Origin of the sequence: Brevibacterium sp. HMSC063G07 (assembly GCF_001810665.1) — a bacterium.
GTDB lineage: Bacteria > Actinomycetota > Actinomycetes > Actinomycetales > Brevibacteriaceae > Brevibacterium.
In genome coordinates, this window is sequence record NZ_KV802348.1 from 57,048 (window position 1) to 80,021 (window position 22,974).

Here is a 22,974-nt window from a genome sequence, read left to right on the forward strand (position 1 = left end):
CGTGGCCGGTGACCATCTGGTTGCCGGCCACGGCGATGGTCGTGCCCTGGGATGGGTTGGCCGTGTGGCTGTCCGCACGCACCCAGTGCTCGAGGGGGCCAGATTCTATACTCTGGCTGCCCCGGGCGAAGATTCCGCGAAGTTTGCAGACCGCTGCATGGCCGAAGCCCCACTGCGCTTCGACGATGACGGTGACAATCGGCTGGTGCTCGCTCCAGGCTGCGGCGATATCGCCGCCGGAACTTCCACGGCGCGTTCCCGGCTGAATCTGGCTAATCTTCTCGACCAGGCTCTCAGCCGCGGGTACTCGGCTTTTGTCGTCGGCCCAACCCCCGCACGCGACCACGCCGACAACCGCAGGATTGAAGAACTCAACCGCGGATTTTCAGAAGTTGCCCTGCGCCGCAGCATCCCCTACGTGGATTGCTTCACTCCCCTGGCAGACCACGCTGTCTGGCAGCGGGAACTGGCGGCGTCAAACGACGGTCTGCCGCGCCAGGAGGGCTACGGACTGCTGTCGTGGCTCGTGCTCAACCGAGGATGGTTTGAATGGTTGGGCGTGGAGGACGCCGTCGTCTGATTCGAGGCGCTGCTCACTCTATTTGGCGTGGGAGCGGCAGTGTGAAAGAATACCGTAGTTGACCAGGAGGAGATCATTATGAGCAAGCGCGGACGTAAGCGCAAGGACCGCAGGAATAAGCCCGCTAACCACGGCAAGCGCCCCAACGCAGGTCGCTGATCCTCGGTCTCTACAGACGCAAGGGCGTGATGGTGTTCTTCACCATCACGCCCTTCTTTGTCTGCTTCAGGCTTTTATGAAACGCGAAGCCTGGTTCAGCTGTCTGATGCTCCGAGGTTCCCTGTCAAACCGCAGCATCACCCGGCACATCTCAGCTTTGCCAGCGTATCTGGGTGCTCTCGACTGTGATCCTGGCCCGGATTCGCTCGACGAGTCCTTCAGGTGCGACATCGCAGTTGCACGAACGGCGCACAAGCTTCTTCAGCATTGATTCGATCTGGTATTCATCCGAACATTCTTCACAGTCACGCAGATGAGCTTCGATTGCCCGACAGGCTTCGGGGCTGAGTTCACCGTCGAGGTACCCGTAGATGCGTTCCAGGCTTTCCATGCGACACGAACTCCATCGGTTTGTCTCAGTCATTTCTTGACCTCCGTCTTCGCAGTGCCGATGCCTCGCTCAGCTGCGTAGTCGGTGAGCTTTTCACGCAGCTGGCGGCGTCCGCGGTGCAGTCGTGACATCACCGTGCCGATGGGCGTATCCATGATTTCGGCGATTTCTTTGTACGGGAGTCCCTCGACGTCCGCGTAGTAGACCACCATGCGGAAGTCGTCCTGCAGGCTGGCCAGCGCCTCTTTGACGTCGGAGTCAGGCATCTGGTCGAGCGCTTCGAGTTCTGCAGAACGGCCCTGATCCGAGGTGTGGCTGGCCGCTCGGTGCAGCTGCCAGTCCTGTATGTCGTCATCACTGGATTCCAGCGGCTGACGCTGCTTTTTCCTGTAGTTGTTGATGAACGTGTTCGTCAGGATCCGGTAGAGCCATGCTTTGAGATTGGTTCCCGGCTTGTACTGGTGGAAGGCCGCGTATGCCTTCAGATACGCCTCCTGCACGAGGTCTTCGGCATCTGCCGGATTGCGCGTCATGCGCATGGCGGCTGCATACAGCTGGTTGACATACTGCAGGGCGTCGGCTTCAAAGCGCGCTGCGCGCTCTTCGTCCGTTTCGCGTTCAAGGTCAATCGGTTCACTCATCACGGTCAATGCTACGTCCCCGCGATGTGCGCGCTCTGGGAAACTATCCGCGGAAGCACCAGCGGAGCCTGTCGCTTCGGTTTGAGCTGGCGACCGTCGCTCCTGGCACAGCACCATGCGATCTCCTCTCGGTCTTTTCACTGGGCACAACGGCCGGTGCCGGGCAACTATTCCGCGGCAGCCCGACCGCAGGTTCGGCCGACTCTGCCGTTCGCGGTCGTGGGCGATATGCTTGAACTGCTCTCGAAAGAAAGGACGCAGCTTTGTCTCTCGTACGGCTTATTGCCCGCCCAATGCTTGCCACGTCGTTCATCGCCAACGGCGTCAGCCGGGCACGCCGCCCCCAGTCCGCTTCTATCGCCCCTCTGACCCGACTGCTGGACGAAAAGTTCGACGTCCAGGTCAGCCCCGAACTCGTTGCCCGCGGTGCCGGTGCTGCACAGATCGCAGCCGGCAGCCTGCTTGCCATCGGCAAAATGCCGCGCCTGTCGGCCGGTCTGCTGGTGAGCACCTACCTCATCGATGTCGTTGCCGAACAGCTCGACAGTGAGGCTGAGAAGAAGACCTCCCTGGTCACCAAGACTTCGCTGCTGGGCGGAGCCCTGCTGGCCGCTGTCGACACCGCCGGCCGCCCCAGCCTGGCATGGCGTGCCCGCCACGCTGCCGAGAGCGCGTGGGACAGCATTGAAAAGCAGTCCGCTAAGGCAATGGACGCAATTTCGCCGACATCCTGATGACTGACACCCGCACTACTTGGCCCGCACCCGCTGTTTCTCAGCCGGTGCGGGCTCGTGTTTCTGTCCCCGGTTCGAAATCTCTCACCAACCGTCTGCTTGTGCTGGCAGCCCTCGCCGAGGCACCCTCGATTCTGCGGGCACCGCTGATCTCGCGGGACACTCAGCTCATGCTCGATGCGGTCACCGCTCTCGGCGGCTCTGCTGAGCTCGACGGCGACTCCGTGCGTATCACACCCATCCCGGGCGTTTCCAGCAGTGCTCCTGTTGAGGTCGCGTGCGGTCTGGCCGGGACTGTCATGCGCTTTGTTCCTTTTACGTGTGCTGCCGCCGGTGTTTCCGCCCGCTTTGACGGAGACGAACAGGCCCGCGTTCGCCCCATGGGCACCGTGCTCACGGCACTGCGCGACCTCGGTGTTGCTGTCAGCTCCGAAAACGAGGCCCTGCCGTTCACCATGACGGTCGACTCTGTGCCCCGGGGCGGATCCATCGACATCGACGCCAGCCGATCCAGCCAGTTCGTCTCCGGCCTGCTGCTGGCCGCACCGCGTTTTGCCAATGGCCTCACCGTGCGCCATACGGGCGCGTCCCTGCCTTCTGTTCCGCACATCGACATGACGATCGAAACGCTTCGCTTAGCCGGTGTCGCGGTCGACACCCCAAAGCCCAATGTGTGGAGCGTTCGCCCCGGCCCCATTGCGCCGCTGGACGTTACGGTGGAACCCGATCTGTCGAACGCCGCGACATTCCTCGCTGCCGCGCTGGTCACCGGCGGCGAAGTGACAGTGCCCCACTGGCCGGATCGCACAACGCAGGCAGGCGATGAGTTCCGCCGCATTGCGCAGGCATTCGGCGGTGAATGTGAACTCACCGGCGGCGAACTCACAGTCCGCGGCCCCAGGCAGCTGACACCCGTGGACCTCGATCTGTCCTCCGTCGGCGAACTCACCCCGGTGACAGCAGCAGTGGCAGCTGCGGTCGGCGGCACCTCGCGAATCACCGGAATCGGGCATCTGCGCGGGCACGAAACCGACAGGCTCAGCGCACTGGCGACCGAACTTTCGAGCTTAGGCGTCAAAGTAGAGGAAAGTGAGGATTCCCTCACGATCACCGGCCAGCCCTCCCACTCCGTCAGCCCACGCACAGACCGGGGCTGGAACACCTACGCGGATCACCGCATGGTCATGGCCGGAGCGGTCCTCGGGCTGGTCACCCCGGGGCTTGTCATCAACGACCCCGACACCGTCGGCAAAACACTGCCCGCATTCACCCGAATGTGGGACGAGGCTTTCGGCTGATGGCGGGCCGCTACGCGCACTTCACAGAAGAGGACTATCGTCCTCGCCCCAACCGCAAGGGCAAGCGTCGGCGGACAAAAGAGCTGCCAAGCTATGACGGAGCGATAGGCGGGATGATCACATCGGTCGACCGGGGCCGCTACAGGGTTCAGCTCGACACGGGTGTTGACGTTACGGGCGTGCGCGCCTCGCACCTGCGGCGCACTCCCCTGGTCCCGGGCGACCGTGTACGGCTGGTGGGCGATACTTCGGGAACCGAGGGAACTTTGGCCCGCATTGTCGTGCTCGACGACCGCAAGACGATTCTGCGGCGCAGCGCAGACGACAATGACGACTCCGAACGGGTGATCGTCGCCAACGCCGACCAACTGGTCATTGTCACGGCGGCAGCTGACCCAGCTCCCTCGGAAGGGCTGATCGACCGGGCGATTGCTGCGGCCTTCAATGCGTCCATCGAACCGATCCTCGCGGTCACCAAGCTCGACCTTGCGCCGATTGACTCTCTGTGTGAACGATTCGCGGACACGGGCGTCCCCATCATCGCGTGCGGTTTCGATTCTTCTGGCAAGCCGAAGACGACTGAGCTGGCTGCCCGTCTGCACGGCAGAATCAGCGTTCTGCTGGGACATTCCGGGGTGGGCAAATCAACACTCATGAATGCGCTCGTCCCCGAGGCCGACCGTGCTGTCGGGCACGTCAACCAGGTGACCGGACGCGGCCGGCACACCAGCTCATCGGCCCTCGCCCTTCCGCTGCCCGACGGCGGATGGGTCATCGACACTCCCGGAGTGCGCTCCTTCGGCCTTGCCCACGTTGATGTTGACACTGTGATCACAGCATTTTCCGACCTCGCACCGGCGACCGCACACTGTCCGCGCGGGTGCGAACACCGGGCGGACTCCCCCGGCTGTGCGCTGGACAGGTGGGTCGCCGATGGCCGCGCCGGCCAAGGAGGGGCCGCGCGGCTGGACTCGCTTCGCCGCCTTCTGGACAGTCTCGGCACTGCTTAGGCCATTCGACTAGCCTGGTGGGCATGGACGACCTCGAACTTGCCCACTATTTGGCAGACAAGGCTGACGCGCTTTCGCTGCCGGCGTTCCGCGCTCAGGATTTCAGCGTCGCACAGAAACCGGACATGACCCCCGTAACTGATGTCGACCGCGCTGTTGAACACGCCCTGCGCGAAATCATCGTCGACAACCGCCCCGACGATTCGCTGTACGGGGAGGAATTCGGCGCATCTGGAGAAAGCTCGCGTCGTTGGATCATCGACCCCATCGACGGAACCAAGAACTTTGTCCGCGGAGTTCCCGTCTACGCAACACTCATCGGCCTGTACGAAGGTGCCACTCCCCTTCTGGGCATGGTGAGCGCTCCGGCACTCGGCCGCCGCTGGTGGGGTACTCCCGAAGGTGGGGCATTCTTGAGGTTCGACGGTGATGACCGCAGGATTTCGGTCTCCGAAGTCAGTGAACTGGCCGATGCGTCGCTGGCGTTCTCATCGCTGTCCGGTTGGCGCAACCTGGGCCGCCGCGACGCATTTATTTCATTGACGGACCAGGTGTGGCGCCTGCGCGGCTATGGTGACTTTTGGTCGTACATGCTCGTAGCAGAAGGGGCCGTCGACATTGCAGCGGAACCTGAGCTCGAACTGTACGATATGGCCGCCCTTGTTCCCATTGTGCAGGCTGCCGGCGGCGTCTTCACTGACGTCGACGGTCGTCCCGGGCCGTTTGGGCCCAACGCGGTCGCATCAAACGGACACCTGCACCGAGCCGCCTTGGAGAAACTCGCATGACACCTGAGCTCAGCCCGCTGCCCGAAGAGGTCAACCGCGCTGCCGGACTGCTGGATGCTAACGGCAATCCCACCGAAACGATCTTCGGCGTCATGACGAAGTTCGCGGCCGAACACGGTGCCGTCAACCTCGGGCAGGGAGCCCCTGGAATCCCCGCGCCGGAACGGCTGCTCGACGCGGTCGACCGCGCTATGCGCGGCGGCGACAACCAGTACCCGCCCGGGCAGGGCCGCCCTGATCTCATTGAAGCGGTGTGCGCGCAGCGGCAACGCGAATACGATCACAGGATTGAGCCCGATCAGGTGCTCATCACTGTGGGTGCCACTCAGGGACTGACGAGCGCCATCATGGCGCTGCTGCCCCGCGGTGGCAAACTTGTCACCTTTGAACCGTTCTTCGACTCCTACCCTGCGGCTGTTGCAATGGCCGGGGGCGCATTCGCCACAGTGCCGCTCCTGCCCGCTGAAGGCAGCTGGCAGCCGGACTGGGATGCTTTCGAACGCGAGGTCGAGGGTGCCTCGATCATTCTGGTCAATTCGCCCCACAACCCCACCGGCACCGTGTTCTCCGCTGAGGCTCTCGATCGCATCTATGACGCGGCGGAGCGCGCGGGCGCGTGGATCCTCACAGACGAGGTCTACGAGCACCTGGTGTTCGACGAGCACCTGGTGTTCGACGAACACGAATATCAGCCGTTTGCCGCCCGCTTCCCGGATTCTGAACGCATCGTCTCAGTGTCCTCTGCCGGAAAGGCGTTCAACATCACCGGCTGGAAGATCGGCTGGCTCATTGCAGCACCTCGCGTGCGTGCCGCTTGCCAGGCAATTCAGCAGTACATGACGTTCGCCGCGGGCAATCCGCTGCAGGCAGCACTTGCGCAGGCAATCGGCGAAGGCTGGTCCTTCCCACAGGAGAACCGCGACACTCTGCAGCACAACCGCGAAATCATCGTCAGAGCACTCGAAGATGTTCCCGGTCTGCGTGTCCACGCACCGCAGGCCGGCTACTTCCTGCTGGCTGACTTCTCGCAGCTGACGGACAAGGATGCGACGGAGGTCAATGACACACTCACCCGAAAGGTGGGCGTGACGGGCATTCCCGCACCCGCGCTGTGCCGCAAGGGCTCGGAAACCGCGAAGCGCTTCCGCAGCTTCATTCGCTTCAGCTTCTGCAAGTCAACCGAAGAGGTCGAAGACGCCGCCCAGCGCATTCGCAGCAACCTCGATGTGTTCCAAAATCTCTGAGGTTTGAAGTGGGCGCGGGTACGAGCTGCGCGGGCTTCTCCCCTCACCGCAGATGTACGCCTAAGCCGCGTACGTCCCGGCTCGTAGACCAGACTCACGCTGTAATGCAGATTTGCGCGCTAATCCAGCGCATTAACGCGCGAACCTGCATTACAGCGTGAGAACAGCTCGCCATGGCGATGACCAGGAACGTCTAGGGCCCCGGCACTTCTGTGCCGGGGCCCGGTCTGCTCACCCCTGCCGAGGTGCCACGCTCCCCTGCCTTCCACCTCGGGCGTTTTCCGGTGGCTGTGGGGGCAGGACGCGGTGTCGGTCAGACTGCGTCTGTTCCCCGCTCGCCTGTGCGCACGCGGATCACATCTTCAACTGGTGTGACCCAGACTTTTCCGTCCCCGATTTCTCCGGTGTGGGCCGTAGAGACGATTGCTTCGACAGCAGAATCCAGTAGTGGATCATCAACCAGCACTTCGATGCGGACCTTGTCTACGAAGTCGACTTCGTACTCAGCGCCGCGATACATCTCGGTGTGTCCCTGTTGCTGTCCGTAGCCCCGAACCTGCCAGGCCGTCATTCCGTGTATCCCCTGGGCTTCGAGCGCCTGTTTGATTTCAGATGCCTTGAACGGCTTTACGACTGCCGTGATGAGCTTCATGTGAACTCCCTACTGTGCTTTTCGATCCGTGGTGTTTGACGCTCAAACGCTGCGCTCATAAGCGGATTCACCGTGACAGGTGATGTCAATGCCGGTGAACTCCTGCTTCGGCTGCACGCGCCAGCCCATGGTCGCCTTCAGAACCCAGGCGATGAGCGCAGTGAAGATGGCCGAAACCAGCATTGCGACGACCGCAATGAGGATCTGAACAGCGAACAGCTTGAGGCCTTCAACGCCACCTCCTGTCAGCAGTCCTCGATCGGTTGCAAGCAGTCCGACGCCGACTGTTCCCCACAGCGCGGCCACCAAGTGCACACCGACGACGTCAAGCGAATCGTCGAATCCGAACTTGAACTTCAAGCCGACTCCCCAAGCTCCCAGCAGACCGCCGATGAAGCCCAGAACGATTGCCGTCAGAGGTGTGAGGTCTCCCGCTGCCGGGGTGATTGTGACGAGACCCCGCAACAACACCGGAGGCCGCACCGAGTGAAGTCGGCTGACCTTCCGTGACTTTCTCGTAAGCGAGCCACCCGAGCATCGCCGCGCCGGTTGCGACAGTCGTGTTGATCCACGCCAGTCCAGCCGAACCACAGCAGCGCCGAGCCGAGCATGACAAACGGAACATTGTGTGGCCGGTGCGGAGACTTCATGAAGTTGTCGCGCTTACCCACGATGAGCGCAAGCACCAACGCGACAGTTCCCGCTGAGATATGAACAACCGTGCCGCCCGCGAAATCGATGGGTGCGACCGATGCCTCCTCACTCGCTGTTCCGAACAGCGCTGCCGACAGGCCGGATGCCGAATGCGACAGGAACCCTCCGCCCCACACCATGTGAGCAAGTGGAAAGTAGACGAAGGTGGCCCAAAGCGCCGCGAATGCTAACCAAGTGCCGAACTTCACGCGCTCCGCGAGAGCACCGGATATTAGAGAAACCGAAATAGCCGCAAATGTCAGCTGAAACCCAACGTCAACAATGTTGGCATATCCATTAGCACCTTCAATATAGTTTCCGCGCGAATCCAGAATAGAATCTTTCAGACCAAAGAATTCGAATGGGTTTGCAAACAGACCGCCTATTGACTGGGAACCGTAGGACATCGACCAGCCCCACAGCACGTACACGATGCTCACGACGGCGACCGCACCGAAGCTCATGAGCATCATGTTCAAAACGGACTTCTGCCTTGACATACCGCCGTAGAACAGCGCCAATGCGGGAGTCATCAATAATACGAGAGAGGCTGCGATCAGCATCCAACTCGCGTTGCCCGATGCCGCCGCTGCCTGATCCGGAGTCATTGTTCTTCCTTCCTGTGCCGTCGACCGTCTTTCTGATCTCTCTGACCTCTTTCCCGGCGATCGACGGATTAACGCTACAACACATAACTCGGATATGTAATGGATTGCTGGCTTTACGGAGAGGCGTGAAGCTGTGAGCGGGCGCCCACTCCAACTGCTTTCACAAAGCTAGCTGAAATGTCCATTGAATATTTGAAGCCGGGTGATAGAATCCAAAAGATGCTTTCACCCCTCCGAGGGGTTCCGCGAATTGCGCAGGGATGCGCAGCCTTACGATCCACAGATCCCCACGCACCGACACTTCCCCTAAAAGACGCGGCTCACCAACCCATTCCGGCACAGCAGCGAGCTGCATAAGTGCCATTCGCTCAAAGATCCACGCGCCCACTATTCAAGATGCGCATATAAACAGGTATGCACATTTTGGCGGAGCCTCCCAACCCCAACAATCTTTGTATTTGCACACCCGCATTTGTCCGCGATTTCGGAACTCCTTCATGGCTCCCCTGGCTCAACCCCTCCCGGGACCACGCCTTATGCAGTACAGCAAACTGCATCTCGCCCTGTATCTCGGCACGGGCCTGTCACGTGCTTCCGCGGCGCAGCGGTCACGCCGGCGACGGAATTTCAGACGGCGACGCCGACAAATCGGACTGCCCCCCCCCTGGCGACCATCCGCAGTAGGCTTCTCCAACAGAACAATCTTCTAGTCAGCTCGCTCGTCGACTCGCGGAGGACCACGATGCCCACCCCCTCATCTCAGCCCCTGCACGTACTCCTCGTAGCTGATCCAGGGCTGCCCAGCAGACGAGCGGCGTCTATCCAGGCCTCGTTGGAACGCTGCCTGCGCGAGGCGTATGGGGCCGCAACGACGCTGCAGACCTGCACCGATACGGTCTATCTGACGCCCGAAAGCGAGCTGGATTTAGACGCAGCTGAAGACCTTCGTGCTGACTACCCCGATGTCAGCGTCATCCTCATCCTCACAGAGATCCCCCGACACACCCAGGGTGCCCCTCTCATTGCCGAGGCCTACTCCGACCGCAGCCTCGCAGTTGTTTCCTGCCCCACACTCGGAGCGTGGGCCACCAAGCGTCGCATCATCAAAGTCATGATGGGCTCAGTCAACAAACTGGTTCCTTGGGGTCCCGAAACCACAACGCCCAGATTTTCTCTCCGATGGTCGAACTGGTCCCATAATGAAGATTCCGGCCATCAGTCCCTGCATGCCCACACCCTCACCGGAGGCCCGCGGCTGATCTTGGGAATGACGATTTCCAACGAACCCTGGCGCACAGCGCCAAAACTCTCAGGAGCTCTCGCCGCAGCATCTGCAACCGGAGCTTTCGGCATCTTCTACAGTTCGATCTGGCAGATGTCGACCTACCTGTCCACGCTCCGCCTGCTCTCAATCGGCGCTCTCGCCATCGTGGTAATGGTCGCCTGGTTGATCATCAGTCACAGACTCTGGGACCAACCGATCAACGAACGACTGGCCACAGTGGTCATGTACTACAACCTCTCCACCGTGCTCACACTCCTGGTCACTGTGTTCGCACTCTTCGCGACATTGGTCGTCCTCATTCTCCTGGGCGGCCTCGTCGTGATCGATCCGGAGTTTATGACCCAGCAGATTCAGCAAGACGCATCGTTGACCAACTATCTCGATATCGCATGGCTCAGCGCAGCCATGGGTGTGGTGGCCGGCGGCATCGGCGCCAATTTCGACACTGACACCGACGTGCGAAGGCTGACTCATGGTCAGCGGATGCGGCAGCGAATCTATACAGACAACAGCACAGACGACACGGTCGAGAACAGCTGAGCGATATCTGGCTGGGGCTGCGCGCCAGCTTGGGCGGCCCCGCCCTTGTTCCCGCTAAGACGACTGCCGTCCGCTGCCCAGCGCAACCCAGCCTCGCGCTCTAATGCAGATCCACGCGCAAATGCGCTGCATTAAAGCGTGAAAGCACATTAAAGCGAGCACCCATCGCAACGAACATCGGCGGGAAGCCAACACGGCCGCCGCGCCGCACTTCGTCCCGACAAGCACCGACGGCGGCGAACATATAGAGCCTTCAGCGCAGGAACCATGACCCGACGCATATGCAGCCCAAACACAAAAAATCCCGGGATACCTGTGCTAGGTATCCCGGGATTTTTACGTGGTGGCGGGGGAGGGATTCGAACCCTCGACCTCCGGGTTATGAGCCCGGCGAGCTACCGAACTGCTCCACCCCGCGGTGCGTGTTCAACTATACGGAACATTGCGGTGAACACCAAATTACAGGCATGTGATGTGCATCGCACCACCCTCGCTGAAGCGAGCGGGGCCACCGCGCCCGCTCCGACCACCTCACGGTCGCCGGAGCGAACGGAACGGACGCCGCTGAGGTCAATCCCCTGCGCCCTGTCCCGCACCGGCGTCTGCACCGTCAGCCTTCATGGCTTTGTCCAGTGCGTCACGCAGGCGATCCTGAGCCTTGCCGTACTCGTCCCAGTTGCCTTCCTTCATAGCATCGTCCGAGTCCTTCATGGCCTTGTCAGCTTCCTTCAGAGCCGCGTCAAGTCCGGAACCGCCTCCAGAGGCGTTCTTGTCGCCGCCATCCGAACCGTCAGCGGTGACGGACCCCTTTTCTTCGTCTGAAGCCTGACCGGACTGACCGTGGTCGCCTGCGGACACACCGGAGTCGCCCCCGAACACCTGGTCGAGCGCTTCGTCAAGAGTGGGCGCAAAGCCGATCTGCTCGCCGAATGCCACAAGGACTCGCTGCAGAACCGGATAGGAGGTTTCACCCTGCGAACGCACATAGACCGGCTGCACATAGAGCAGGCCACCGCCGATTGGCAGTGTGAGCAGGTTGCCGTTCTCCACCTTCGATTCGCCCTGACGCAGCAGGTTGAGGTTCTGCTGAATGGCCGGTTCGGTGTTGAAGTTGTTCTGCGCCTGACCGGGACCGGGCACGGTGGTGTTGCGCGGCAGCTGCAGCAGGCGCAGCCGGCCGTACTCCTCGCTGACCTTGCCCTTTTCGCTGCCCGCGTCACCGCTGGCGGCGAAGTAGCCGGTGAGGTTGTTGCGCGTCTGCCCCTCAATGGGACGCGGAATGAAGCTCGAGGTCAACGAGAACGTGGGTTGATCCTGACCCGGCATCTGCAGGGTCATGTAGTACGGCGGCTGCATGAGCCGTTCCTCGCGGTCAACCGTCGGGTCGAGCGGAGTGGTCCAGAAGTCCTGCTTGGTGTAGAACGAGTTCGCATCCGGCACGTGGTACTGCGTGAGCAGCTGACGCTGAACCTTGAAGAGGTCTTCCGGGTAGCGGACGTGGCTCATGAGGTCACCGCTGATCTCCGAAATCGGCTTGAGCGCGTTCGGGAAGATCTTCGACCATGACTGCAGAAGCGGATCTTCTTCATCCCAGGCGTACATGTCAATAGAACCGTCGTACGCATCGACAGCAACCTTGACTGAGTTGCGAATGTAGTTGACCTTCTGCGGCGGAAGCGCAGCCACAGAACCCTGCCGCTGGGTGTTGGAGTCTTCCGTCACATTCTGGAGAACCTGCGGTGTTGAATACGGGTAGTTCGAGCTCGTGGTGTAGGCGTCGACGATCCACTTGATGCGGCCGTCGACCACGGTCGGATACGGATCGCCGTCCACTTCGAGGAACGGTGCGATCTTCTTGACGCGTTCGCGTGGCTGTCGGTTGAACAGAATCTGCGATTCCGGATTGACGGCATCCGAGAGGACGATCTGCTCGTCCTGGAACTTCACCGCGAAGGCCAGACGGTTGAACAGGCTGCCCACGTTCGGTCCGCCCTCACCCTGGAAGGTCGTGTAGACCTGAGCGCCGCCGTCCTTTTCATCGTCGGTCGGGTAGTCGATTTCGCGCTTCTCACCGTCCTCGGGTCCGCCGACAATCGAGTAGGTGGGCGACTGTTCGCCGAAGTAGACGCGCGGTTCGTATTCGCCGAGCTCGCCGGTTGGCGGGATGTTGGACTCAAGGAACGCCGGACGCCCGTCGGCTCCCTGTTTGTTGCCGTAGGCGGCAACAATTCCGAAGCCGTGCGTGTAGACAACCGCCTGGTTGAGCCACGAAGCAGAAGCCTGTGATTCCGGATTGAGTTCACGCACCGAAATCACGGTGTCCTGCTGTTTGCCGTCGATTTCATAGCGGTCGACGTCCAGCTGCTCGGGGAAGGAATAGAACGACCGCTGCTGCTGCAGCTGTCGGAACGTGTCCGACACCAGGTTCGGGTCCAGGAGTCGAATAGAAGCCGCAGTTTCAGCGTCAGCCCGAAGGGCACCTCGTTCGCCTTCTGTGGAGGGCTTGTACTGCTGCACTTCGACATCGTCAATGCCGTAGGCATCCCGCGTGGCATCAATGTTGCGCTGCAGGTAGTCCTTCTCAAGGCTCTGCTCACTCGGCTGCACCATGAACTGCTGCACTGCCGCGGGCAGGCCGATGATGGAAACAGCGCCGAGCACCAGCAGCATGACGACTGACACCACCGAAAGCTTCCACATGTCTCGGAAGGCATTGGCAGCAAGCAGGGCCGCAACGACCACGCCGGCAATGGCGATGATGAGCAGTGCCGGAATCGTGATGTTCACGGCGGTGTAGGTGGCACCGGCCATGAGACCGGATTCGTCCATCAGCCGAGTGTAGCGCTGCAGGAAGATGCGGCCAGCCTGAATAAGAACCAGGATCGCTGCCGTCACCGCCAGCTGCACGCGAGCTGCGCGGGTCAGCTGAATGCCCTTCTCTTCGCCGGGTCGGATCCCGCCGAAAAGGTAGTGGGCGACAGCTGCAGCGACAAGCGACAGCAGCGCCGCCATCGCCAGGAAGTCACCAACCACTTTCAGCATCGGCAAGGTGAACACGTAGAACGAAATGTCCAGACCGAATTCCGGGTCTGCTTTGCCAAACGGCGTGGGATTGAGGAAAAGGAGGACCTCTTTCCACGCACCACTCAACGACACTCCGCCGATACCGCCGATGACCAGGGGCATGACAATCGTCATGAGACGGCGCAGCGGTTCAATGGCTTCCCGATAGCGGTCGAGGTTTTCCTGCTGCGGAGTCTGCGGCACATAGACCGGACGCTTGCGGTACGCCAGCGTCAGCGGAAGAAAGACAGCAAGACCCATGACGATGAGTCCGACTGCGAACAGTGCAATCCGGGTGATCCACTCCTTGGTGAACACCGCCAGGTAGTCAACCTGGGAGAACCACAGGACATCCGTATAGATCTGCGCAAAGAGCACGTAGAGCGCCAGCAGGGCAATGACCGCGGCTATCGTCAGCACGAGGGGCGATGGGCCCTTTCGCTTCGCTGTTTCCTGACTGTTGGACACTGGGTTCCTTTCGAAGGCTCTCACTTGTCGGCGCTGCACGAAGGCAGGTCGGATGTTCGGTCTTCTGCAATGTCCTCCAGCGCGGTCCTCGCCGCGTGGAGATTGTCAATTCCTATGACCGTGATTTCACGGTTCTCGGCGGCTTCAAGCGCTTCGGGGCAGTTGCCGCGCGGAGACAGGAAATACTCGCTGCCCGCGTCGTCAGCGGCAGCTACCTTCTGGCGCGCTCCCCCAATGGGCTGGACTGTGCCGTCGGCCGTGATCGCTCCGGTTCCGGCGACCTTCTTGTCGCCTGCGAGCGGGCCTTCGGTCAGCTTGTCGATGATCGTCAGGGCGAACACGGTGCCCGCTGACGGCCCTCCGACGTTGTCGAGGTTGAACTTCACGTCAACGGGGAAATCGAAGTCCTGGTCGAGCAGGACTCCCATCCGGTGTTCGCCGTCGAGCATCGTCGGCTGGATCGTTTCGGTCCGCTGCTGCCCTTCGCTTTCGAGGCGGAGCTCCACTGGCTGGCCCTTTTCGACTTCGCCGTGAATTGTCTGCAGGGCGTCGGGCCCTTCGACTTCTTTGCCGTTGATGGCGAGCACAGTTTCGCCCTGGGTGACTTTGCCGCGCGCCGGCCCGTCTGCTGGATCTTCAGCCACCCGCATGCGCACCGTGTAGTCCATGCCCAGTTCGCTGAGTGCCGCGGCTGTCGCAACGTCCTGCGAACTGGTCATCTGCGCCGTGTTCGTCTGGCTGACCTGCTCTCCCGTGATTTCCAGCGGGTAGAGGGACTCGGTCGGCACGACCGTCTCTGTACCCTTGACCAGCCCGATGAATGCGCGCAGGGCGCTCATGTGTCGATCTGGGCCTCCCACCACGCCGACGGTGAGCATATTGAGCTGCCCGTCAGTGGGATAGGTCTGCGCACCCGTGATTTCAACGACGTCCTTGTCGGTGTCTTCGACTTTGCCGAGCGTATTGAACACCGGCCCCGGAGTTTCTACGATGTACGCCACGGGCACAACAGCGGCGATGAGCACGAACACGAACGCGAGAAAGCCCGAAAGAGCGAATGCGGAGATCCGCCTGCGGGGCTGGTGAGAGGGCCTGGCCACAGTGTCCTTTCGGTTTGTCGGCTTGCAGCATTCTAGTCGGTGCTGCAGCGCGACCACCATTTGGCATTACGTCCTCAGCGAAATGCGCACTCCCTGCGGCGCAGGGAAATCTTTTGAGCCCGGGCTTCGTTACTCTGAGAAGAACGATCAACCCTTGGGGGCCAACATGAGTGATGACAAAGACCGTCCAGATGACGACCCGATGAACAACATGTTCGGCATGTTCTTCAGCGGCGGGCAGGGACCTTTCAGCATGGATCCAGGCCAGCTGGGCTCGATGATGAGCCGCTTCCAATCGATGATGACCCCTCCCGATCCCGAAGACGCCGCTCTGCAGACAGCCGAAAGCGCCGTCCCCCAACCTGACCCGACCGTCACGAGCGAGACCAGCCAAGCCGCGGCAGACGCATTCCGACTTGCCGAACTGTGGCTGTCGAAGGTGACAGACGCCTCGTCAGAGGCTGCGAGTGTTGAAGCACTCAGCCGTCGAGGCTGGGTCAAGGAAACCATCGGCGGCTGGCTGTCGCTGGCCTCCCCCATTCAGGAGCGCACCGCCTCGGGACTGACCGAGAGCATTTCTGAGCAGATTCCCGAGGAGATGCGCGGCTTTCTCAGCAGCGCGCAGCCGATGCTCGCCTCCATGACCACCTCGATGTTCGCCTCTCAGCTGGGACAGGCCGCGGCGGCACTGTCCGGCTCCGTACTCACCGGCACGGAGTACGGCCTGCCGCTTGCAGCCAGCGGACGTCCGTCCATGGTCAGCGCGAACATCACCGGCTTCGCCGCCGAAATCGACGTCGACGTCAACGAGCTGCGCGTCTACCTGGCCACACTGGAACTGGCGCACTACGCACTCTTTGCGCGCGCTGCGTGGCTGCGCAAGCACATTGAAGACGCCGTGCGCGCCTACGCCGCGACGGTGGAAGTCAACGGCAGCGCACTCGGCGGAATCGCACCGGACATGGATCCGCAGAAAATGCAGGAAGCGGCCGAACAGATGCAGAAGGAACTGTTCAAACCAGCCGACACGGCGGAGCGCCGAGCCGCCGAGCAGAATCTCCAGCGCCTGCTGTCGACGGTGGCCGGCTGGACTGATGTCGTCGCCTACGCCGCGGTTGAACCACTCGAGAAGCGCGACCAGATCCGCGAAGCACTGCGGGAGCGCTACAGCGCCCAGTCCGAAGCAGAAGCCGAATTCGCTTCGCTCATCGGCCTGAACATCCACCCGACCCGCCTCAACGATGCGGTTCAGCTGTTCACCTTCCTCGAACAGACAGAAGGCGCCGAAGCGCGCGACGCGGTGTTCAACCAGGCCGAGTCCCTGCCGTCTGCTGTTGATCTTGACGACCCACTGGGCTACCTGGAGCGCCGCAGCCCCGAAACCGGGGATGCCGATATTGACAACATGGATGAAGCACTCCAGCGGCTTCTGGACGAGGAGTCCGGCAAGAACGACTGAGCATCGGCGGCTTCTGCTGTACCGTGCTGAAGCCGAACTCAACGGAAGGGCGCTGTGGGCATACCCCCAGCGCCCTTCGCGTCAGCTGCGGACTTCAGCTGCCTGCCGCACGATCGTGCGTCAGCCGCACACCGCGGCCTCAGCGGCATCCTCGCCGTGAGCGAAGCCTGCGAGAAAGATCTCCGCATCAGCCGTTCGCGGGTGCCGGTTCGCCAGCGCCCGAAAAGCCGGCGAGTGGTCGAGGTGCCGCAAGTGCGCGAGTTCGTGAACAAGAACCGCTTCAAGCACCCAGCGAGGAACGTTCCGCAGACGGTCCGACACCCTGATGTCGCCCGTCAGGCCGCTGGCAGAGGCGAATCTGCGCCGCTGGTTGCCTGTCCAGCGCACCGAGCCCGGTTCGATTCCATCGCCGAAATACCGTTGGTTGAGCTCTTCTGCCAAGGCGCGAAGCTTGTCGTCACTTCGCGGAGCGTTAGCCCGCCGGCGCTGCGCACGCTCTAAGAGCTCGGCTATTCCAGCAAGGTTTGCAGTGACGTCAAAACGCTGGGGCACCGCAAGCTTCCAAGCGTCGCCCGCAGGCTGGAGCGTGTAGGTTTTCTTTCTGCGCGCAGAGCGCACAACCGTCATCTCGCCGCTGCGCAGCATCCGTTCAACTTCTGCCGCAGTCATGGTGCTCATCCAAGCAGAGGCCGCGTTCGAGAACAAAGTGACACCAAAAGACAACTGGTGTGATAGACACCACACTGTTAAATCCAACAGTTTCTCGAATTTTATGAATCAACACCCGAAAGCCTTGTGTTTCCGGGATTCCGCACCCTTTGCCAGCACCGTTATCCACATCAGTTTCCACAAGCCCGGGAGAAGTCTCCACAGAGAATCCGCACATGTCCACACTGCCGCCGGGAAATCGCTTTGACGGCACCCCACACAGCCCTCTAACTTTAGGAATGGACCCGCGGAAAACGCAGTGATCACGGGCAAGGGGAAGGCACGTGAAAACTGACGGCCCTGCGGGTCCGCCACCCGAGCAGGGCCTGCACAGTGACTTCGGCGCTCACCCGCCGACGGCCTCACAGTAGGCCCTGCTTGCGTTTTATCCACAGGTTTTCCACAGATGCGGAAAGCATCTTCCATCTTCTGAGCATGCCCCGTAGATTGACTGCACTACCGGAGGTGAAGATGCTCATAGTCGATCCGGCCGTTGCCGTCATCAGCCGAACACACGCGTGCGTTCAATTCGGAATCGATGCCCCCGTTATCCTGTCCGGACTCAGCGACAGCGAGTCCGCCCTGCTGGACGCCCTGCGCCTGGGCATTGAAGAACACGACCTCATATCCGAAGCCCAACAACTCGGAGTCGAAGCGGACCGAGCGCACGAACTGTGCAGACTCCTGACGGATGCAGGGGTGCTTGTCGTCACCCAGGTTCCCGGCGCATCTGCCCCGTGGCGCCTGCGCACCTGGGCAGCACAGAACTCGGCCGATCCCCTCGAGCTCGCCGCAAAGGTGCGCCGCTCCCCCGTCTACGCCATCGGCCCTTTCAAAGGCGAGTTCGCCTCGGCAGCTGAGGCTGCGGGAATGCGGGCCGCACCGGCGGACAGCAGCAATGACCCGCGAATCCACCCCGGCAGCCTGGTGATCCTCACTGCGGTGTGGATGCCGGACCTGCTCAGCGCCGATTCGCTGTATGCCCGCGACATCGACCACGTCCATGCTGTCATCGGCGACCACTTCGGAACTGTCGGCGGAGTCGTTGTTCCCGGCGCATCACCGTGCTCACACTGCGGCGTGCGCTGGGCCAAACAGCATGATCCCGGTTGGCTGGACGCCTGGAAGGCTGTTCATCGCAGCGGCCCGCGGGCTTCGCAGGCTGACCCTGCACTCGTAGCCATTACGGCCGCTCACACGGCATCCCGACTGCGCGCAGATCGCGCAGGGATGCCGGGCCTGCACAGAAAGCTGATCGTGTCAGATTGGGGAATCGAAGAAGACGATGTCGCGTTCCACCCCGACTGCCGGTGCCGTCAGGGTTCCGAAGCCACTCCGGAAGCGGCGGCCGTAATGTCCAGCAGCTCCGATCCGAACTGTGCGAGTTTGACCGACCCAAGCCCTGGAATAAGAGCCAGCTGATCCCTGTTGCCCGGCATCGCTTCGGCTAGAGCACTCAGCGTCGCCTGTGTCAGCACCATGTATTCGGGCACGCGGAGTTCTTCGGCTTTGGCGGCCCGCCACCGGCTGAGTTCGCTCAGCAGCCCGCTGTCTGCAGGAGACGCACAGCTGGCGCATCTGCCCATGCGCCGATCGGCAGGTTCCGAAAGTGCCTTTCCACACTGCCGACAGGCTCTGCTGACTACTGTGCTGCGCGGTGCATCTTCGCGGCGTACAGCCTGAGCCCCGCGCATTTCTGCAACAAAGCGCGACACTCTGCGCTGGGTGCGCGACCCCGACTGCCGCATGCGCGCCCATGACAGGTCGAGTGAATCCCGGGCACGGGTCACTGCAACATAGAACAGTCGGCGCTCTTCGGCTATGTCGCGCGGAGTCTGCGCATAGGAAATGGGCATGAGCCCCTCGGTGAGCCCAATGAGGTGTACGCAGCTCCACTCCAGGCCCTTCGCGGCGTGCACGCTGGCCAGCGTTACTCCGTCAACGGTCGGGGCGAACTGGTGTTCACGGCGGTCTTCGAGTTCTGCGCTGAACTGCGGCAGAGTAATGGGCAGCTGCGAGTTGCGCTGCATATCCGAGGCCAGCTGCACGAGCGAATTGAGCGATTCCCATTTTTCTCGCAGCGCACCCGTTGCCGAGGGAGGCTGGGCCTGCCATCCGATGCTGGAGAGCACCTCGGCGACTGCCGTATCGAGCCGCTCCGTGCGCCGTGCGGCAGCAGACGAGCGCAGAAGGACCATGGCTTCTTTGACTTCCCTGCGAGCAAAGAAGCGCTCTCCCCCGCGCAGCACGTAGCTGATACCGCGGGCTTCGAGGGCTTCCTCTACAGCTCTGCTCTGCCCGTTGGTGCGAAACAGCACGGCGATGTCAGATGCCCGCACGCCCTGCGCTATCTGCGCTTGAATCCTCTGGGCTGCCGCAGCGGCTTCCGAAGCGTCGTCAGCGTATTCCGAGGCGGAGGGCGGCTGACCGCCTTCGCGCACCGGCTGCAGTTGCAGGGCGCCGCTGCCGGTGTGAGAGAGGACCTTGTTGGCGGCCTCGACAATGGATGCGCGTGACCGATAGTTGCGCACCAGTTCGATGGTCGTGGTGCCTGCGAACCGCTGGGCGGTGCTGAGAAGGTAGTTCGATGTGGCTCCCGCGAAGGTGTAGATAGTCTGAGCGGGGTCCCCGACAACGCACAGAGAGTCTCGATCGCCCAGCCAGCGCATGAGCAGGTCGTACTGCAGGGGCGACACGTCTTGGAATTCGTCGACGACGAAGTGACGATACTGACTGTGCACCGTGGCAACGAGATCGGCACGCGTGCCCAGCACTCCCGAGAGCGTCAGCAGAACGTCCTCGAAGTCGAGCAGGCGCCGTTCTGTTTTGAGGTCGCTGTAGCCGCGCATGATGTCGACAATCGCCGAAGCGCTGAGCCCGCCGGGCAGTTCCCGACTGTGGGCCTGCTGGGCGTATTCGTCGATGCCCAGCAGACTGACAGCCGCGTACTCGATTTCCGCAGCTACGTCGCGGACGAGTTCGCGCTCGACCGTCAAGCCGAGGTTTCCCATAACGCGGGCAACGGAACCAGCTTTGTTGGGCATGAGTTCCGGGAACGGCCCTTCGGCGAACATCGGCCAGAAGTAGCGCAGCTGGCGCAGTGCCGCGGCGTGGAATGTGCGAGCCTGGGCGCCCGCAACACCGAGGGAGCGCAGCCGAGAGCGCATCTCACCCGCTGCTTTTGCCGTGAACGTCAGAGCCAGAGTCTGTTTGGGGTCACGTTGGCCGGTAAGCGCACCGTAGGCAATGCGGTGTGTCATGGCCCTGGTCTTGCCGGTGCCGGCCCCTGCCAGCACGACAAGAGGACCGCCGGAGTGTTCGGCTACTGCGCGCTGTTCGGTGTCGAGCGCTTCCAGCAGCTGTGCCGCTTTGGATGTCACAGCATTGGATGTCACAGCAGCTGTTCTCCGTTCATCCACGCGCTGATGATCTGTCCGGCAATGGAGACTTCGCCGGGCAGGGAAAGCGAGCCGTCAGCTGTTGCCGATGCGATGTCGTCACGGCTGAACCATTTGACGTCAGCGATTTCGCAGCCGTCGGCTGTGATCGTGGCCGACCGGGCTCGCGCTGCAAACCCGAGCATGAGCGAACAGGGAAACGGCCACGGCTGCGAGCCGAGATAGCGGATGGTGTCGCAGTCGATGTTGGATTCTTCCTGGACTTCGCGCCGCACTGCCTGTTCCAGAGTTTCTCCGGGTTCGACGAACCCGGCCAGAAGCGAATAGCGGCCTTCTGGCCACAGTGCGTTGTTGCCCAGCAGAATGCGCTCCGTTCCGCTGTCGTCAGTGTGCAGAACGGCTGTTATGACGGCCGGATCCGTGCGCGGGAAGTGCTCCGTTCCGGCTGCGGGATCGACGCGCACCCACCCGCCTGCCGAAGGCACCGTAGGGTCTCCAGTGCGCGGTGAATGCGTGTGGGTTCTGTGCCAGTTGTCGAGTGCCACGGCGGTGGTTGCCGCATCAATGTCAGCATCGCTGAGTTCTGCGGCAAGAGCGCGCAGGTCAACCCACGTGGGGTCGTCCATTGCGGCACCGGCCGCCGGGGCCAGCAGGAAGTCGTCGGCTGAGGCCGCGCTGTCGTCAAGAACAGCACTGTCGGCTGTTGAGCGGCCGGCGTCATCAAGCAGCAGCGCCACGAGGTCCGCGGCCCCGCTGCGGCCGATGTAGACCCGCGTGCCGGTCAGTTTGTCCCAGTGCGGCTTGAGATCGGCCAATGAGAACATGTGCAGACCTTCGCGGGACACGAGAAGACTGCCGCGGTGGCAGAAGAAGATCCGTGTGCCGCTGCGGGCCAGGACATCTGCAACGCTGCCGTCAGCGCCGCGGTCGGTGTGGTTGCGGTCTGTCCCAACACGGGACAGTGAGCGGGTCGGCAGCAGGTAGCGGTTCATGACCACCACGATAGCCGTCAGCACTGACACTGATCTGACACGCGCCTCGGCGAACCTGAAGAGCAGGTCCTGCCCGGGTAGATTGGGGGACGTGGACACTTTCGATCTTCGTGCAGTGGCAATCAGCACCGTCATGTTGGACGGTTTCAAGGCCAAGCGCTGGAAACGGCTCGATGACGAACGCGGCCCGCGCCTGTTGGTCAGTGACGATGACCGCACCGTCGTCGTAGCAGCCTTTGACCAGGCGGCGGCGATTGACGCCGAAGCGGAAAAACTCGCATCCGCTGTTCTGCGCTCTATTCTGCCGACAGAACGCAGCTTCGCCGTGCCCCGCGTTATTGAGTCGCGGACTTTCCGTCCGGGACAGTTCAGCGACGACGAATGCTGCATTGCGATTTCGCAGCCGCTTGAGGGCGCGCCCATGTCGACGGAGGATTTCCGCACGGCACCGAGTCACGTTGATTCTCTCGCCGAGTGTCTTGCGGTTCTGCACAGTGCGGAGACCGGTCCGATTGCCGATGCGGGGCTTGTGGTTCACGAGTCTCAGGAGGTTCGGGGCCTGCTGTGGGACCTCCTGGACCGAGGTGCCGCCACCGGCCAAGTGCCACCCGAACTGCTGGAGCGGTGGGAGACTGTTCTCGAAACTCCCGCCGTGTGGCATTTTCTGCCGGTTCCCCTGCACGGCGATCTCACGATCGATGCCCTGCGCACGAACGGAAAGTCCATTGTGACGGTCGCAGATTTCAGTTCCCTGCGCGTGGGCGACCCTGCCGTTGACCTCGAAGCGGTATCGCATCTGCTGGATCCCGAAGAGTTTGACCGTTTCCTCCGCGTGTACGCGGAACGTGTGCGCCATGACGACGCTGGTCTGCGCAGTCGTATTGACCTGCGCAGCGAAATGGCTGTTCTCGAACTTCTTCTGACCGCCGTCGATTCGGGTGAGAAAGCACAGATCAAAGAAGTAGAGGTTATGCTCGCTGACCTTGCCGCGCTCACTGCTCCGCAGGGCGGCAATGACGCTGCCGCGGACAGCGAAGCTGCACCCCAACCCGACGCCTCGCAGGAAGAGACCTCGCAGGCAGTCGACAAGGACAGTGACGCTGCGGCCGACGAAGCAGCTTCCGGCAACACCGCAGCAGTCGACGATCCATAGTCGGCGGGTG

At 62.0% G+C, this 22,974-nt stretch carries 19 protein-coding genes, 1 tRNA gene and 1 pseudogene; 11 read left to right on the forward strand and 10 right to left on the reverse strand.

Annotated elements, in window-relative coordinates; translation table 11 throughout:
• Position 1: 1 nt before the first annotated feature.
• Together HMPREF2757_RS04895 and HMPREF2757_RS12200 are read left to right on the forward strand one after the other, a co-directional pair.
• Positions 2–580, forward strand: coding sequence for a GDSL-type esterase/lipase family protein (locus HMPREF2757_RS04895; protein WP_370919384.1), 579 nt, complete (start codon positions 2–4; stop codon positions 578–580).
• A gap of 78 nt (positions 581–658) precedes the next feature.
• Positions 659–739: a 50S ribosomal protein bL37 gene (locus HMPREF2757_RS12200; protein WP_370919328.1), complete on the forward strand. Its 81-nt coding sequence runs from the start codon at positions 659–661 to the stop codon at positions 737–739.
• A gap of 151 nt (positions 740–890) precedes the next feature.
• On the opposite strand, the gene rsrA is transcribed toward HMPREF2757_RS12200, so the two are convergent.
• Together rsrA and HMPREF2757_RS04905 are read right to left on the reverse strand one after the other, a co-directional pair.
• Positions 891–1,130, reverse strand: a complete 240-nt coding sequence (gene rsrA, locus HMPREF2757_RS04900) for a mycothiol system anti-sigma-R factor (RefSeq protein WP_083304107.1) — start codon at positions 1,128–1,130, stop codon at positions 891–893.
• A 29-nt stretch (positions 1,131–1,159) separates the two neighbouring features.
• Positions 1,160–1,771 (reverse strand): sigma-70 family RNA polymerase sigma factor, encoded by a 612-nt coding sequence (locus HMPREF2757_RS04905; protein WP_070573867.1) that lies wholly within the window; start codon positions 1,769–1,771, stop codon positions 1,160–1,162.
• Positions 1,772–2,034: 263 nt separating this feature from the next.
• On the opposite strand from HMPREF2757_RS04905, the gene HMPREF2757_RS04910 reads away from it, so the two are divergent.
• The 5 genes from HMPREF2757_RS04910 to HMPREF2757_RS04930 are packed head-to-tail and all read left to right on the forward strand — an operon-like array spanning position 2,035 to position 6,845.
• Entirely contained in the window at positions 2,035–2,505 is a 471-nt protein-coding gene (locus tag HMPREF2757_RS04910; RefSeq protein ID WP_083304108.1) for a DoxX family membrane protein, read from the forward strand.
• Complete coding sequence (aroA, locus tag HMPREF2757_RS04915) at positions 2,505–3,803, forward strand: 3-phosphoshikimate 1-carboxyvinyltransferase (RefSeq protein WP_070573868.1); 1,299 nt, start codon at positions 2,505–2,507, stop codon at positions 3,801–3,803. Before HMPREF2757_RS04910 ends, aroA begins: the two co-directional genes overlap by 1 nt.
• Positions 3,803–4,813 (forward strand): ribosome small subunit-dependent GTPase A, encoded by a 1,011-nt coding sequence (gene rsgA / locus HMPREF2757_RS04920; protein ID WP_070573870.1) that lies wholly within the window; start codon positions 3,803–3,805, stop codon positions 4,811–4,813. Before aroA ends, rsgA begins: the two co-directional genes overlap by 1 nt.
• 23 nt (positions 4,814–4,836) lie before the next feature.
• Entirely contained in the window at positions 4,837–5,601 is a 765-nt protein-coding gene (gene hisN / locus HMPREF2757_RS04925; protein WP_070573872.1) for a histidinol-phosphatase, read from the forward strand.
• Positions 5,598–6,845, forward strand: a complete 1,248-nt coding sequence (locus tag HMPREF2757_RS04930) for an aminotransferase class I/II-fold pyridoxal phosphate-dependent enzyme (RefSeq protein ID WP_070573874.1) — start codon at positions 5,598–5,600, stop codon at positions 6,843–6,845. Before hisN ends, HMPREF2757_RS04930 begins: the two co-directional genes overlap by 4 nt.
• A gap of 313 nt (positions 6,846–7,158) precedes the next feature.
• Here HMPREF2757_RS04930 and HMPREF2757_RS04935 read toward each other — a convergent pair whose 3' ends face one another.
• Positions 7,159–7,497: a P-II family nitrogen regulator gene (locus HMPREF2757_RS04935; RefSeq protein WP_070573876.1), complete on the reverse strand. Its 339-nt coding sequence runs from the start codon at positions 7,495–7,497 to the stop codon at positions 7,159–7,161.
• 42 nt (positions 7,498–7,539) lie between these two features.
• A pseudogene (locus HMPREF2757_RS04940) lies at positions 7,540–8,753 on the reverse strand (ammonium transporter).
• A 787-nt stretch (positions 8,754–9,540) separates the two neighbouring features.
• On the opposite strand from HMPREF2757_RS04940, the gene HMPREF2757_RS04945 reads away from it, so the two are divergent.
• Entirely contained in the window at positions 9,541–10,623 is a 1,083-nt protein-coding gene (locus HMPREF2757_RS04945; protein WP_070573878.1) for a hypothetical protein, read from the forward strand.
• A 341-nt stretch (positions 10,624–10,964) separates the two neighbouring features.
• On the opposite strand, the gene HMPREF2757_RS04950 is transcribed toward HMPREF2757_RS04945, so the two are convergent.
• The 3 genes from HMPREF2757_RS04950 to HMPREF2757_RS04960 all read right to left on the reverse strand — a co-directional run bounded on the left by HMPREF2757_RS04950 (position 10,965) and on the right by HMPREF2757_RS04960 (position 15,254).
• Positions 10,965–11,041 (reverse strand) — tRNA-Met (locus HMPREF2757_RS04950).
• 152 nt (positions 11,042–11,193) lie between these two features.
• The gene (locus tag HMPREF2757_RS04955; protein ID WP_070573880.1) at positions 11,194–14,154 is read right to left on the reverse strand and encodes a UPF0182 family membrane protein; all 2,961 of its coding nucleotides are present in this window, start codon (positions 14,152–14,154) and stop codon (positions 11,194–11,196) included.
• Between the two features lie 20 nt (positions 14,155–14,174).
• On the reverse strand, positions 14,175–15,254 hold the full coding sequence (locus HMPREF2757_RS04960) for a YlbL family protein (RefSeq protein ID WP_176745889.1): 1,080 nt from the start codon (positions 15,252–15,254) through the stop codon (positions 14,175–14,177).
• A gap of 166 nt (positions 15,255–15,420) precedes the next feature.
• On the opposite strand from HMPREF2757_RS04960, the gene HMPREF2757_RS04965 reads away from it, so the two are divergent.
• Entirely contained in the window at positions 15,421–16,713 is a 1,293-nt protein-coding gene (locus HMPREF2757_RS04965; RefSeq protein ID WP_070573883.1) for a zinc-dependent metalloprotease, read from the forward strand.
• Between the two features lie 120 nt (positions 16,714–16,833).
• Here the strand turns inward: HMPREF2757_RS04965 and HMPREF2757_RS04970 are convergent, their stop codons facing one another.
• On the reverse strand, positions 16,834–17,382 hold the full coding sequence (locus HMPREF2757_RS04970) for a M48 metallopeptidase family protein (RefSeq protein ID WP_226829139.1): 549 nt from the start codon (positions 17,380–17,382) through the stop codon (positions 16,834–16,836).
• A gap of 474 nt (positions 17,383–17,856) precedes the next feature.
• Between HMPREF2757_RS04970 and HMPREF2757_RS04975 the strand changes: the two genes are divergently transcribed.
• Positions 17,857–18,843, forward strand: coding sequence for a hypothetical protein (locus HMPREF2757_RS04975; protein ID WP_141750180.1), 987 nt, complete (start codon positions 17,857–17,859; stop codon positions 18,841–18,843).
• On the opposite strand, the gene HMPREF2757_RS04980 is transcribed toward HMPREF2757_RS04975, so the two are convergent.
• A complete protein-coding gene (locus HMPREF2757_RS04980) occupies positions 18,738–20,816 on the reverse strand; it encodes an ATP-dependent DNA helicase UvrD2 (RefSeq protein ID WP_256278264.1) in 2,079 nt (692 codons plus the stop codon). The two genes, HMPREF2757_RS04975 and HMPREF2757_RS04980, sit on opposite strands and share 106 nt — an antisense overlap.
• Complete coding sequence (gene nudC / locus HMPREF2757_RS04985; RefSeq protein WP_070574053.1) at positions 20,813–21,811, reverse strand: NAD(+) diphosphatase; 999 nt, start codon at positions 21,809–21,811, stop codon at positions 20,813–20,815. Before nudC ends, HMPREF2757_RS04980 begins: the two co-directional genes overlap by 4 nt.
• Positions 21,812–21,902: 91 nt before the next feature.
• Here nudC and HMPREF2757_RS04990 point away from each other — a divergent pair, with 91 nt between their 5' ends.
• Positions 21,903–22,964: a phosphotransferase gene (locus HMPREF2757_RS04990; RefSeq protein WP_070573889.1), complete on the forward strand. Its 1,062-nt coding sequence runs from the start codon at positions 21,903–21,905 to the stop codon at positions 22,962–22,964.
• Positions 22,965–22,974: the final 10 nt, after the last annotated feature.